A 12,601-nucleotide genomic window follows, 5' to 3' on the forward strand; every position below is an offset into this window, starting at 1 on the left:
TTTGTGTCAAGCGTTGGGCTTGCCATCTCGGGCTGCTCAGGTGTCTGAGTCGCCTAACAATTCATTCAAGCCGACGCCGCTTCGCGGCGCGGCTTAACTAAGGCGTTAGGCGCGTAAGGGAGGGCCTCGCATGTCACGTTTAAGCTCCGGGATTGTTGCAATTGCCATCGGCGGCCTACTGGCTCTATTTCTCGTGTGGTGCTGGGCATGCATTGCTGCGTATAGCCCGCTCCCCGGCTTCTTATTACGCATCGGACTTCGAGGCATAGGCTTCTCGAGCGCCGTCACGTTCACGGATTTCTTGTTCAACGTTGTCCTTTGCCTGCCCGTCGCTTGGGTCCTATGCCGCCTCAGCAAAGAGCATATCCGCACCAATACTTTCTTAGCGTTGGCATCTTCCGCGGGCACCTCATGGCTCGTTTTTGGCTTGCCCTTGTTCTCACACAGCGTCTGGGTTGGAGTTCAGTTTTTCCTTCAACTTTCTGCACTGCCGATTGCTATCCTGCTAGTGTGCAAGCTTGGTCGCAACGTGCCTAACCATTCATTCAAACCGAACCTGTTTCGTGGATCGGCTTAATTCAAGCGTTAGCCGGCAAGAGATAGACAATGGCACTAAAAGGTCAACTTCTCGGCGCGACCCGAAATGATCCAGCTGCGGTTCGTGCGCTCGTTTCTTCGCCAGACATGGAGGCCCCTCTTGGCTCTATCGGCGTTCTATCTAAAGTGCTTGAGTTGCATGCGCCGTCTGCAAGTTCTAGAAAGCTGGATGGTCTTGGCGACAGTTTGTGCGGTATAAGCGGCACAAGGCATGCCGCGGTCACTTACAGGCGGCGTATCAAACGGCTTGGCGATAGGCTTTCCAGCTAAAAATTCATTCAAGCCGATACCGCTTCGTAGATCGGCTTAAGTCGGGCGTCAATTGGCTCAAGGAGGTTAACCGCATGTCTCAGAAACGCTTGTGGCTTGGATTCGCTTCTCTAGTCGCGACCTATGTCGTGCTAAGCAACATTGCCAATGCTTTTGTGACGCAGAGCATTGTCACCATCACCGTCCAACCAATAGTGGTTTCTTTCCTCGCAAGCATTGTCGGGGGCGCCATAGCACGTGGACGATTTGTGCTCATCGCATTGGCAACATGGGCAGCACTTTGGATGGCGGTTGGCTACATGCTGTACCTAATCGCAGCACCTACCGGCAACGCTTCTGCCTTTTCCATCGTCCAGCACAACTGGGTAGCATTTTCACTGTCTGGCGTTGCGACGGCAATCGGCACCTATGTTGGCCAAGCTTGGGCAACCAGTCGCACACATAAGGCAGCCGCGACCTGACAATTCGTCCAAGCCGATGCCGCTTCGTGGCTCGGCTTAATTCGGGTGTTAGCTGCCAATTCCGGAGGTTTAATGAGGTACTCGTTCTTCATTCTATCGGCGCTGTCCGTGCTCGCTGGTGCTGTTTCAGCTCAAGCTGAGATTGACTACACGCGTCCAACCAGTGTCACTGTTAGCGCCAAGTGTCCGGTAGACATACAGCGTGAAGATCAGTGGCTGGCTGATAAAGATCGATGGTTCTCGCTTATGAAAGATCTAACAATGCAGCCAAGCGCCACTTTTCAAATGTCGGGTGGATTGGGCGGAAAAGTAGAGGCCACTGAGATTACCTATTCGGGTGAGAAGTCGGCACTAAACTCTGCGGAGTGGGTAGCATCTTTGAAGCGCAGGCTTGTTTTCAGAACTGACTGTCAACTCAACTGGGATGTCACTCAGCTATAAGGGGAATATAACAGTTGGCCCGAGCCGAAGCCGCTTTGCGGCCCAGCGTAGTTCAGGCGTTAGATCACAATGGAGAAATCTCTTGTCCCAGTTTAAGTTACTAGCACTAATGCCCGTCATATCTTTTCCTGCAGTCGCACAAAGCACGCCAGTTTCATCGGCAGGATTGCCTGTGTCGATTCACATTGGCCTGATGTTTGCATTTTTCCTATTTGTCACTGGGCTTTGGTTATGGGCACTCATTGACTGCATAAACAATGAACCGGCGACAGGCAATGACAAGATCGTCTGGCTATTGATCATCATCTTTCTTGGATTTATTGGCGCCCTTCTCTATCTACGCATTCAACGACCCAAGCGGAAGCGAATGGCGAAAGGCACGATCTAACACTTCATCCAAGCCGACGCTGCTTCGTGGCATGGCTTAACCCAAACGCCGGGTCTCACACTCATGCGAAGCATTTTTTCTGCCGCCATGTTCCTGCTGGCTTCGTTCAGCGCTGCAGCAGGCGATCACGGGTACGCACACGGGAAGGATCACTGCTACCACTTCACGTCGCCATCGGGCTGGGTTATGAGCGAGGCGGCGTTGGCGATGAGCGGCGTCCCGATGGTGTTTTACCCCGAAGACAGCTCCTTGTCCGCTGCGCCCTATGTCATCTATACGCGACCCGCACTCAGCAGTGGCGCGCCACGGGACGCCATTCGGCGTGCCGTAGACGACGTCGTTGCCATGTACGCGGAAGCTTCCGAGGCGGTCGAGGCGACGAAGCTCGGAGATGTCCGCTCCAGGACGGGGGCCGAAGGCGAGTTGTGGCAATTCTCCGGCTACTCGAACGGGGGCTACGAGCTGGCGACCTATTTTGCGGCTCCATCGACCGTGAATTTCTTCGTGGCGCAGGTGTCCCGCACCGAACATCTGGCGATCGTAAAGAATGCGCTCCTTGAGCTCTCGGAGAGCTATCGGGAGGCAAACGATTGCAAGCCTTGCCGCCAGGAAGGAAGCTGCAAGGTATCGCAGTGATACCCCACGCTGGATCGGAGCGCATCGCCACGAGGTGCTTCGACGGTTGCTGCGACGCGGTCGGTCATCGGCGGCTTGATGCGGCGTTAGCGCCTGCCTGGCGCCGCCGGGCCGCATCAGGGAACGAGTGAACCGCCGCGGTCCGCCCTGCAAGCCGGATACGCCGCGGCCGCGGCTGCCCCTCTAGGGGTATGTCGAAGTAGCCCCAGGCTGGCTGCAGCGGCCGCAACCTGGAGCGGGCGGCGCCCCGCAGCGTCCCCGGCTCTTCCATTGCGTCGCTGAGCGTTCAGCTGTCCAAGACAGCGGTGTTCCGATCACTGCGTCCGATCTCCCCGGGTGGCCGCTGTCTGACAGGCTCTATGCCTCGCCCGAGGAGGTAGCATTCGGATTTCCCAGCCTTAGCGCCGGACGGAACAGGCACTGGGCTCATTGACCAGCCGCCGTACGCGCCTGGTCCGCGGCCCTGCGGGGCGCTGCCCATTGGCCTGCAGGCGGGTCAGGTACGTTCCGCCCATCCATTCAGGCCGAAGCGGGAGCTCCTTCGGTTCGGTGGCGACTCTGACCTGGCAATCAGGCCTAGGTATTCCCCATGCCCCGCGCCCAGTACAACGCATTGCAAAGCGAGCGCATTGCGTGTGAGCGAGCCGTTTGGCCGCGCCGACAAGGCAGCGCGCGACGCGGGCTTTCAATGGCCCACGGCCGAGCGGCGGGCCCTCGAGCCGCGAGCGGCCCCATCAAAACTGTTTATTTATGCGGTGAGACTTTTTGCTGCGTCGTTGAGGCTTTTTGCTGAACGATTAAGGCTTTTTGCTTGTCCGTTGAGGCTTTTTGCTACTCCGGATAGCTTCTGAACTGTTTCGTTGAGGCTTTTTGCTGTTCCGTTGAAACTCCAGGCGGTGCTGCGGGAGCCTTTCGTCCCTGCTGCCAAGTGCAGGGCTGCGCCTTTGAAGGCGATACGGGGTGACGCCCGACACGGCGGCTTGACCGGGGCCGCCCGGCCGGCAACGCACCGGACCGGCCGGGATCTGGCCTACCGGATGCGAGTGCGTGCAGCGCCGTGGTCGGCCACCCCGTGCCGGACACCGGCGCAAGTCTTGGGGATGATTCGGCCGACAGCTGCCGGCCGCAGGCGCAAGCCTTGGACGATCGGCTGATCGTCGGCGAAAATCGCGATATCGAGGCCGGAGCGGCCGATCAGGGACGAGGCCTGCGCTTTCCAGCCGGAGGGACTGCAGTGCGGCGGCCCGCTCGTCTGCCCTGCTGCCCCGTCCTTCACAGGATCCGGGGCGGCCCGTGCCGCATCTGCCCGCTGCGCCGCGTGTCTGCCAAGGGCGCAGGGCGGGTCGGTCGGGGTGGAACTGCGGTACCTTCACAGATCATCGTCGCCTCACTTCGGGGCGATGGTTCCAGGCAACCGTCGTCGCCACCGCGCCGACCTTTACCCAAGAGCTCTTGCATGAACACTGAAAGCAACACCGCCCTGCCGCCGCGCGAAGCGATGGAGTTCGACGTCGTCATCGTCGGTGCCGGCCCTGCCGGTCTGGCCACGGCCATCCGCCTGCGCCAGCTAGCCGTGGAAAAGGGCCAGGAGCTGTCGGTGTGCGTGCTGGAGAAGGGCTCCGAGCCGGGCGCGCACATCCTGTCCGGCGCGATCATGGACCCGCGCGCGCTCACCGAGCTGTTCCCGGACTGGGCGCAGCGCGGCGCGCCGCTGAAGCAGGCCGTGACCCGCGACGAGTTCCTGTTCCTGGACGAAACCACCGCCAAGGCCACCCCGCACGCCCTGCTGCCGGAGTGCTTCCACAACGACGGCAACTACATCGTCAGCCTCGGTGAAGTGACCCGCTGGCTGGCGCAGCAGGCCGAGGCGCTGGAAGTGGCGATCTTCCCGGGCTTTGCCGCCGCCGAAGTGCTGTACGACGAGACCGGTGCGGTGATGGGCGTGGCCACCGGCGACATGGGCATCCACAAGGACGGCACGCCGGGCCCGAACTTCGAGCGCGGCATGGAGCTGCATGCCAAGTACACGGTGTTCGCCGAAGGCTCGCGCGGCCACCTCGGCCGCCAGCTGATCAGCCGCTTCAAGCTCGACGAAGGCCGCGACCCGCAGTCCTACGGCATCGGCATCAAGGAGCTGTGGCAGATCGACCCGGCCAAGCACGAGCCGGGCCTGGTGGTGCACGCCGCTGGCTGGCCGCTGGACAACGACACCTACGGCGGCGCGTTCCTGTACCACGCCGAGGGCGGCAAGGTTTCGATCGGCTATGTGGTCGGCCTGGACTACAAGAACCCGTGGCTGAGCCCGTTCGAGGAATTCCAGCGCTTCAAGACCCACCCGGCCATCCGCAAGCACCTGGAAGGCGGCAAGCGCATCGCCTATGGCGCGCGTGCGATCACCGCCGGCGGCATCCTGTCGCTGCCCAAGACCGTGTTCCCGGGCGGCGCGCTGGTCGGCTGCGAAGCCGGCTACCTCAACGTCAGCCGCATCAAGGGCAGTCACGCCGCGATCAAGACCGGCATGCTGGCCGCCGAGGCCGCGTTCGAGGCGCTGGTCGCCGGCCGCTCGCGCGATGAGCTGAGCGCCTATCCGGAAGCCTTCGAGAACAGCTGGCTGAAGGCCGAGCTGCTGCAGTCCAAGAACTTCAAGCAGTGGTTCAAGAAGGGCCGCACCATCGCCACCGTGATGACCGGCATCGAGCAGTGGCTGCTGCCCAAGCTGGGCATCCGCAATGCGCCGTGGACGATCCATCGCACCCTGGCCGACCACGAGTGCCTGCAGCCGGCGGCCAGCCAGCCGAAGATCGAGTACCCGAAGCCGGACAACGTGCTGACCTTCGACCGGCTGAGCTCGGTGTTCCTGTCCTCGACCAACCACGAGGAAGACCAGCCCAGCCATCTGACCCTGAAGGACCCGAGCATTCCGGTGAGCGTGAACCTGGCCACCTACGGCGGCCCGGAAGCGCGTTACTGCCCGGCCGGCGTCTACGAGTTCGTCGGCGAAGGCAGCGATACCCGCCTGCAGATCAACGCGCAGAACTGCGTGCACTGCAAGACCTGCGACATCAAGGACCCGACCCAGAACATTGTCTGGGTGACCCCGCAGGGCGGTGGTGGTCCGAACTACCCGGCAATGTAAGCGCGGCGCCTGCAACGCGCCGGCGATCAGCGCTGCGCCAGCTGACCCGACCCCGCCGCCCACCGCGGCGGGGTTTTTCATGGTGCGCTTTGCGTTCGCCGTGGCCGGCGGCGATCATGCCCACGCCTGGCCACCGGGGCCATTTGCCGCAACGAGGAATCGATGTCACGCCTGCCACTGCCGGGACTTCTCTGCCTGCTGCTGGGCGCCTGTGGCCAGCGCGATGCGTTCAACCATTCGGCCAGTGCCGATCCGCACCAGCGCGAGCTGGAACGCGCCTTCGCCATCTGCGCCGGCTGCCATGACACCCGCCCCGATCTGGGCCACCGCGTCGGCCCCAACCTGCACGGGGTGATCGGCCGCAAGGCCGGCACTGCGCCGGGCTATGTGTATTCGGAGGCGATGAGCGCCAGCGGCATCATCTGGGACGCGCAGACGCTGGATGCCTTCCTGGCCTCGCCCTCCAAGCGGGTACCGGGCAGCAAGATGGTCAACGCCACCGCCGACCCGGCGCGTCGCCGGGCGGTGATCGAATACCTGTCCTCGCTGCCGGAGTGATCCGCGCCGGCTGTCGCGTCAGTCCAGGGTCTGCACGCCACCGCCGTTGACGAACAGGATCTGCCCGCTGACCCAGCTGGAGATCGGCGCGGCGAAATACAGCACCGCCCCGGCGATGTCGTCGGCCTCGCCCAGGCGCTTGATCGGCGTATGCGACAGCATCCGCTGCTCGATCTCCGGGGTCAGCACGGTGGCCAGCGCCGCGGTACGCACCGCTCCGGGACCGACGGCGTTGATGCGGATGTTATCCGGGCCATAGTCGTGGGCCAGGTTGGCGGTCATGTGGTTGATCGCGGCCTTGGAGGCGGCATAGGCGCTGATCGCCGGGCTCTTGTTGATCGAGCTCATCGAGGACATGTTGATGATCGAGCCATAACCGCCCTTCTTCATGTGCGGGGCGCACAGCTGGGCCAGCCGCCACGCGCTGAACACGTTGATCTGGAACGGCCGCTCGAACTGCTGCACGGTGATCTCGAACGGGCTCTCGCGCCCGGCCCCGCCGCCACCGGCGTTGTTGACCAGGATGTGGATGCCGCCCAGCTCGGCGGCGGTGCGCTCCACCGTCCGCACCAGGTCCTCGTCCTTGAGCACGTTGCACTCCAGCGCCAGCGCCCTGCCACCGTGGGCGGTGATCTCGGCGGCGACCTTCTCGGCATCGGCCAGTTTCAGATCGGCGATCGTCACCGCCGCGCCATAAGCGGCCAGCATCAATGCACTGGCGCGACCGATGCCATTGCCACCACCGGTGACGATGGCGACTTTTCCACTGAGATCGAAATGCGATTGCGGGCTCATGGGCTGCGTTCTCCGGATTGACGTGCGCGTGCCCGGTCATGGCACGCCGCGCGGGACCGGCCTGTCGGCAGGCTCCCGCGCAACGCTTGCCGTCTCCCGGGGGGACAGAGCCGGCAATGTGCAGGAACCGGGCGAAAACCGGGGTGAAAGCACCGCCCGTGCGTGGCGCAGAGGAAGCGGACCGGCACCGGTGGCGCTTGCACAGGCTCCAACCGCGCCGTCGGCACGGCAGGCGCGCCCTCGGCGCCCGGGGCACAGCGGCTGAACTGCCGCCGTGGTCTGGCGCAGGCGAACGCCCGGCCGGCATCTGCGGAAGTTCCCGCCGGTGCGGATTAATTCATGTACTGGTCAGTTTGATATTCAGGGGGCATTCCGTCGCCTAACGGATAATTCACACCTGTCGAAGCCGCAAACGTTTTCACCGCCGCTTCGATCAAACCAATAAAAAAGGTAATCCCGATTATGAAGACTTCCCTGATTGCGCTTGGCCTGCTGGCCGCCCTGCCGTTCGCCGCTTCGGCCGCCGACGGCCTGTCCTACAACTATGTGGAAGGCGGCTATGTGAACACCGATGCCAAGGGCGGCGACGCCGACGGCTTTGGCGTGAAGGGCTCGGTCGCCGTGGCGCCGAACTTCCATGTCTTCGGTGACTACACCCAGCAGGAAACCGATGCGGGCAAGGTTGATGTGGACCAGTGGCGTCTGGGCGTGGGCTACAACCACACCCTCGCCAAGGACACCGATCTGCTGGCCCGTGTGGCCTACCAGAAGTTCGATCCGGAGCTGGGCCTGGACTTCAACGGCTACAGCGCCGAAGTCGGCGTGCGCAAGGCCTTCACCCCGATGTTCGAGGGCTATGCACTGGCCGGTTACGAGGATTTCACCAAGAAGCACGGCATCAACCCGGACGGCGAGTTCTACGGCCGCGTCGGTGGCCTGGCCAAGTTCAACGCCAACTGGGGCGTGAGCGGTGAGGTCAAGCTGGCCAAGGGTGGCGACAAGGAATGGTTCGTCGGCCCGCGCTTCAGCTGGTAAGCGGTACCTCCTAACGGAGGTTGTTGTACGGCGCGTGCTCTCTCTCCCCCGCGCCGCTGGAAGCCCGGTCTCCCCCAGACCGGGCTTCTTTTTTGCGTGCAAGCGGAGGGCACGCCCCTGGCTGCGGCGGTCGCAGAACGGCACCACACGCCCCACCGACGCCGGATCGGCTGAACGGCCGATGGCGATGGCGATGCACGGTGTCGGACAAGCCGTTGCGGTGGCCGCTCCCGGCCTGCCTCCAGCCACAAAAAAGCCCGGCATTGCCGGGCTTTTTCGTTGATCGTCGCTGATGTTCACTTGAACAGCGTATCCGGATATTCCGGTTTCTGTTCCCGCGCCAGCAGCTGCTGCAGGCCTTCGGCCGGGCTCAGGTCGCCATGCAGCACCGACTGCACCGCCTTGGAGATCGGCAGATCGATGCCATGGCGATCGGCCTGGCGCATGACTTCATCGGCGGTCTGCACCGATTCCACCACCTGGCCGATTTCCTTCACTGCATCGGGCAGGCTCTGGCCGCGACCCAACGCCAAGCCCAGGCGGCGGTTGCGCGACAGGTCGCCGGTGCTGGTCAGCACCAGATCGCCCAGGCCGGCCAGACCCATCAGGGTCTCGGGCTTGCCCCCGATGGCGGCGGCCAGCCGCAACATCTCGTTCAGGCCGCGGGTGATCAGGCCGGCACGGGCATTCAAGCCCAGTTGCATGCCATCAGCTACGCCGGTGGCCACCGCCAGCACGTTCTTCATCGCCCCGCCCAGCTCGGCGCCGACCATGTCGTCACCGGTGTAGGCGCGGAATGCCGGGCCGTGCATGGCATCGGCCACCTGCTGGGAGAACCCTTCGTCATCACCGTGGACGGTGATGGCGGTGGGCAGGCCCAGGGTGACTTCCTTGGCGAAGGACGGGCCGGTGACCACGGCCAGCGGCACGTCCGGGCCCAGCACGTCACGCGCCACTTCATGCAGGAAACGGCCGGAGCCGGGCTCGAAGCCCTTGGTCGCCCAGGCCACACCGGCCCCGGCCGGCCGCAGCGGCGCCAGCGCACGCACGGTTTCGGCAAAGGCATGCGAGGGCACCACCACCAGAATCCAGGCTGCTCCTTGCACGGTGGCCGCCAGGTCGGTGCTGGCCCGCAGGGAGCCGGGCAAGGGAATCCCCGGCAGGTACCGGGGATTCTCATGACGCTGGTCGATCGCCTCGATGACGGCGGCATCACGTCCCCACAGCACGGTCGGGTGACCGTGCCGGGCCAGCAAGGTGGCCAGCGCGGTGCCCCAGGAGCCCGCGCCGAGAACGGCGATCTTGTTCGCGTCGTTCGTACTCATACGGAAGTGCAGACGCCGATCAGGCGTTGCCGGCCGGCTCGGAGTCGGCCAGCGAGGCACCGTCGGCCTGCTGCTGACGCTGACGCAGGGTTTCGGCGTACAGGCCTTCGAAGTTGATCGGCTGCAGGTAGAACGGCGGGAAGCCGCCGGCCTGGATCAGGTCCGACACCATCGAGCGCACATACGGGAACAGGATGTTCGGGCACTGGGTGCCGAGCAGCACGTCGATCGCCTGCGGCTCCAGGCCGATCAGGCCGAACACGCCGGCCTGCTCCACTTCGGCCACATAGGCGGTCTTGTCGCCGGCCTTGCAGGTCAGGGTCACGCCCAACACCACTTCAAAGGCGGTGTCGGACAGGCGCTGCACCTTCTGGTTCAGGTTCAGCTGCAGGTCCGGCTGCACGTTCTCGTTGAAGATCGTCGGCGAGTTCGGGGATTCGAAAGAAACGTCCTTGACGTAGATCTTCTCGATGGTGAACGCCGGGCCGTTGTTGGCTTCAGCCGGGGCGACGCCGTTGGTGTTCTCTTCGGACATTTCTCAGGACTCCAGAACAGATTGTTCAATGATTGGGATTGGTACCAGACCAGCGATGGGGGCTGCCGCCCGCCTATACAAGGCCTGAACGAAAATTGACGGCTCAGCCGCGGCCTTTGACCAGCGGCAGATCGGCCGCCTGCCAGGCCGGAAGACCACCCTCGAGCACATAGACCTGCTCGAAACCGGCCTTTTTCAGCGCCTTGGCGGCAGTGGCCGAGGCATTGCCGGTCCGGCACAGCAGCACCACCGGCGACTGCTTGGCGTTGGCCAGCAGCTTGTGCGAGGGGGTCAGCTGCGCCGGCTGCAGGTTGCGGCTGCCGACGATATGGCCCTTCTCGAACTCGGCACTGGCCGACAGATCGATCACCACGGCATTGCCGGCGTTGATCATGTGGGTCAGCTCGGCCGGCTTGAGCGATTTGTAACCGCGAAACAGGCGCGCGATCTCGGTGGCGATGATGGCCACGGTCAGGCCGACCAGGGCCAGCGACAGCATCGGATTTCGGCCGGCGAAGGCCAGCAACTCTTCGTAGTTCACTCAGGTCACAGGTCGTTTTAAGCGGGCAGGGATTGTCGCATATGCCGGCAACCCGGCGCCCGACGGCTTACTGGCCCTGCCACAGGTCCGGCAGCCCGGCCGCCTGCCACCAGCGCTTGGCCTGCGGATCCCAGCGCCAGCGCTCGGTCAGGGTGAGGGTGCGTTCGGCCTGGGTGTTGCGGTTGATCACGCCCATTTCGATGCGGCGCTCGATGCTGCCATCGGCCGTGGCGCTGCTGCCGCGCTCGCGGTAGCTGGACACCTGCAGCTGCCTGTAGCGCTCGCGCTGCATCTCGGTGAGCGGATGGGCACGGAGGTATTCCGGATCGATGAAGCCTTCGGCGGTTTCAAAATCGCTCCAGCGCAGCGCGGCCACATAGGCGTCCTGGGTCGGCACGAGTTTGGCGCGCTGGGCACGGCCGGGACCCGCCGCCGAGGCCACCCCGGCCACCAGCAGCAGCACCATCAATGCGGACTGAGTGAGACGTCGATACATGGGATCCCCTTGGTAGTGGCCCATCCTAGCCTTTGCGCAGCGCGACGAAACGCCCTTCCAGCTCGGCCGCGCCACCTTCGATCTGCGCGTGCACGGTCATCCGCGCCCGCCCGCGCTTGGCCAGCAGCGCCAGAAACGCCTCCCAGTCCTGGTCCGGCGCGGCGCAGGCACTGGCCAGCAGCGCCCCGTACACCGGCGCTTTGTAGCGGATGCTGCTGTCGGCCACATAGACTTCGGCATCGTGCCCGGCCAGGGCCAGGCGCAGGCTGACCAGCGCCCAGCCGCCCAGCGTCATCACCGACGCCAGGCTGCCGCCAAAGGCGTTGCCCTTGTCGTTGACGTTGGCCGCCAGCGGCGCCTGCATGCGCAGTACGCCGTTCTCATAGCCGGCGATACGGATACCCATCGCCGCCACCGGCGGCATCGCATCGAGCGTGGACTGCAGCTGGGACAGCAACGGGGAACAGGGGGGCAATTCGGGCATGAATGAACATCGGCAATCGGAAAGCGCCCGCATAATGCATGCAATGAACGCTCCCGCCTATGTGCCAACCGACACGCCCTGGCACCTGATCTCGCTACGCCCGCAGGGACAACATGATGCGCTGCGCCGTGCCGCCGCCCGCTTTGGCGCGCGTACTGTGGCGCTCTCGCCGTGGCGGCTGCGGCTGCGCAACGATGCGGCCACCCGCGCGCAGCTGGCGCAGGCGCTGGCCTGCGACCGGATCGTGTTCACCAGCCCGGCCGCGGTGGATGCCGCCGCGCGGCTGCTGCCGCTGGCGCAGATACCGGCCGGGCAGGCAGTGACCGTGGGCGAAGGCACCGCGCGCGAACTGCGCCGGCGCGGGGTCGCCGGGGTTCAGGCGCCCTCGCGCATGGACAGCGAGGGCCTGCTGGCATTGCCCGCCATGCGCCACCTGCAGGGCAAGCGGGTGGCGCTGGTCACGGCCCCGGGCGGGCGCGGGATGATTGCCGCCCAGGTCCAGGCCATGGGCGCGCAACTGCTGCGGACGGACGTCTACGACCGGGTGCCACTGCCGGTCAGCGCGGCCACCGTGGCCCGCCTGCAGGCGCTGCAGGGTATTACCGTGCTGGCGCTGAGCAGCGGCGAGGCGCTGGAACACCTGCTCACCCAGCTGCCGGAACCGCTGATCGAGCGCTGGCGCGCCGCGCCGGTGGTCAGTGCCAGCGCACGGCTGGCGGAACTGGCCAGATCGCATGGCTTCGGACAGGTCCACGTGGCCGCTGGGCCCATGCCGGCACAACTGGCCAGCGCCGCCTACGCCGTGCTGCATCCGCAGGATCCGGCACCCTAGCTGTACGCCTTCGGCTTGCAGCGCGGCCACGTCGCAGGCCATGCTTGCCGCGCATCACCGTCGCCGTGACG

14 protein-coding genes are annotated in these 12,601 nt (G+C 64.5%); 8 read left to right on the forward strand and 6 right to left on the reverse strand.

The annotated features are described in order from the left end of the window. The first annotated feature begins 941 nt into the window (after positions 1-941). The 6 genes from ACVOMH_RS14425 to ACVOMH_RS14450 all read left to right on the forward strand — a co-directional run bounded on the left by ACVOMH_RS14425 (position 942) and on the right by ACVOMH_RS14450 (position 6,487). Entirely contained in the window at positions 942-1,328 is a 387-nt protein-coding gene (locus ACVOMH_RS14425; protein WP_481524129.1) for a hypothetical protein, read from the forward strand. Positions 1,329-1,400: 72 nt separating this feature from the next. Then, on the forward strand, positions 1,401-1,769 hold the full coding sequence (locus ACVOMH_RS14430; RefSeq protein WP_481552413.1) for a hypothetical protein: 369 nt from the start codon (positions 1,401-1,403) through the stop codon (positions 1,767-1,769). Between the two features lie 82 nt (positions 1,770-1,851). Continuing rightward, positions 1,852-2,157 carry a PLDc N-terminal domain-containing protein gene (locus ACVOMH_RS14435; protein WP_481524131.1) on the forward strand — a complete coding sequence of 102 codons (306 nt, stop codon included), beginning with the start codon at positions 1,852-1,854 and terminating at the stop codon, positions 2,155-2,157. Positions 2,158-2,220: 63 nt separating this feature from the next. Further along, the gene (locus ACVOMH_RS14440) at positions 2,221-2,793 is read left to right on the forward strand and encodes a hypothetical protein (RefSeq protein ID WP_481524132.1); all 573 of its coding nucleotides are present in this window, start codon (positions 2,221-2,223) and stop codon (positions 2,791-2,793) included. 1,456 nt (positions 2,794-4,249) lie between these two features. Continuing rightward, positions 4,250-5,929, forward strand: a complete 1,680-nt coding sequence (locus tag ACVOMH_RS14445) for an electron transfer flavoprotein-ubiquinone oxidoreductase (protein WP_481552414.1) — start codon at positions 4,250-4,252, stop codon at positions 5,927-5,929. Between the two features lie 162 nt (positions 5,930-6,091). Continuing rightward, positions 6,092-6,487, forward strand: a complete 396-nt coding sequence (locus ACVOMH_RS14450; protein WP_054658877.1) for a c-type cytochrome — start codon at positions 6,092-6,094, stop codon at positions 6,485-6,487. An 18-nt stretch (positions 6,488-6,505) separates the two neighbouring features. On the opposite strand, the gene ACVOMH_RS14455 is transcribed toward ACVOMH_RS14450, so the two are convergent. After that, entirely contained in the window at positions 6,506-7,282 is a 777-nt protein-coding gene (locus ACVOMH_RS14455) for a glucose 1-dehydrogenase (RefSeq protein WP_054658876.1), read from the reverse strand. A gap of 462 nt (positions 7,283-7,744) precedes the next feature. On the opposite strand from ACVOMH_RS14455, the gene ACVOMH_RS14460 reads away from it, so the two are divergent. Further along, positions 7,745-8,317, forward strand: coding sequence for an OmpO family porin (locus tag ACVOMH_RS14460; RefSeq protein WP_054660648.1), 573 nt, complete (start codon positions 7,745-7,747; stop codon positions 8,315-8,317). Positions 8,318-8,613: 296 nt separating this feature from the next. On the opposite strand, the gene ACVOMH_RS14465 is transcribed toward ACVOMH_RS14460, so the two are convergent. From ACVOMH_RS14465 to ACVOMH_RS14485, 5 genes are all read right to left on the reverse strand, one after another. After that, positions 8,614-9,642, reverse strand: coding sequence for an NAD(P)H-dependent glycerol-3-phosphate dehydrogenase (locus tag ACVOMH_RS14465; protein ID WP_057505956.1), 1,029 nt, complete (start codon positions 9,640-9,642; stop codon positions 8,614-8,616). 19 nt (positions 9,643-9,661) lie between these two features. Continuing rightward, complete coding sequence (secB, locus tag ACVOMH_RS14470) at positions 9,662-10,177, reverse strand: protein-export chaperone SecB (RefSeq protein WP_054660447.1); 516 nt, start codon at positions 10,175-10,177, stop codon at positions 9,662-9,664. 103 nt (positions 10,178-10,280) lie between these two features. After that, the gene (locus ACVOMH_RS14475) at positions 10,281-10,718 is read right to left on the reverse strand and encodes a rhodanese-like domain-containing protein (protein ID WP_057505955.1); all 438 of its coding nucleotides are present in this window, start codon (positions 10,716-10,718) and stop codon (positions 10,281-10,283) included. A 67-nt stretch (positions 10,719-10,785) separates the two neighbouring features. Then, a complete protein-coding gene (locus ACVOMH_RS14480) occupies positions 10,786-11,214 on the reverse strand; it encodes a hypothetical protein (protein ID WP_054660451.1) in 429 nt (142 codons plus the stop codon). Between the two features lie 25 nt (positions 11,215-11,239). Beyond that, the gene (locus ACVOMH_RS14485) at positions 11,240-11,698 is read right to left on the reverse strand and encodes a YiiD C-terminal domain-containing protein (protein ID WP_481552415.1); all 459 of its coding nucleotides are present in this window, start codon (positions 11,696-11,698) and stop codon (positions 11,240-11,242) included. A gap of 43 nt (positions 11,699-11,741) precedes the next feature. Here ACVOMH_RS14485 and ACVOMH_RS14490 point away from each other — a divergent pair, with 43 nt between their 5' ends. Further along, complete coding sequence (locus ACVOMH_RS14490; protein WP_481552416.1) at positions 11,742-12,530, forward strand: uroporphyrinogen-III synthase; 789 nt, start codon at positions 11,742-11,744, stop codon at positions 12,528-12,530. Positions 12,531-12,601 lie beyond the last annotated feature (71 nt).

The organism is Stenotrophomonas sp. STEN013, assembly GCF_056760355.1.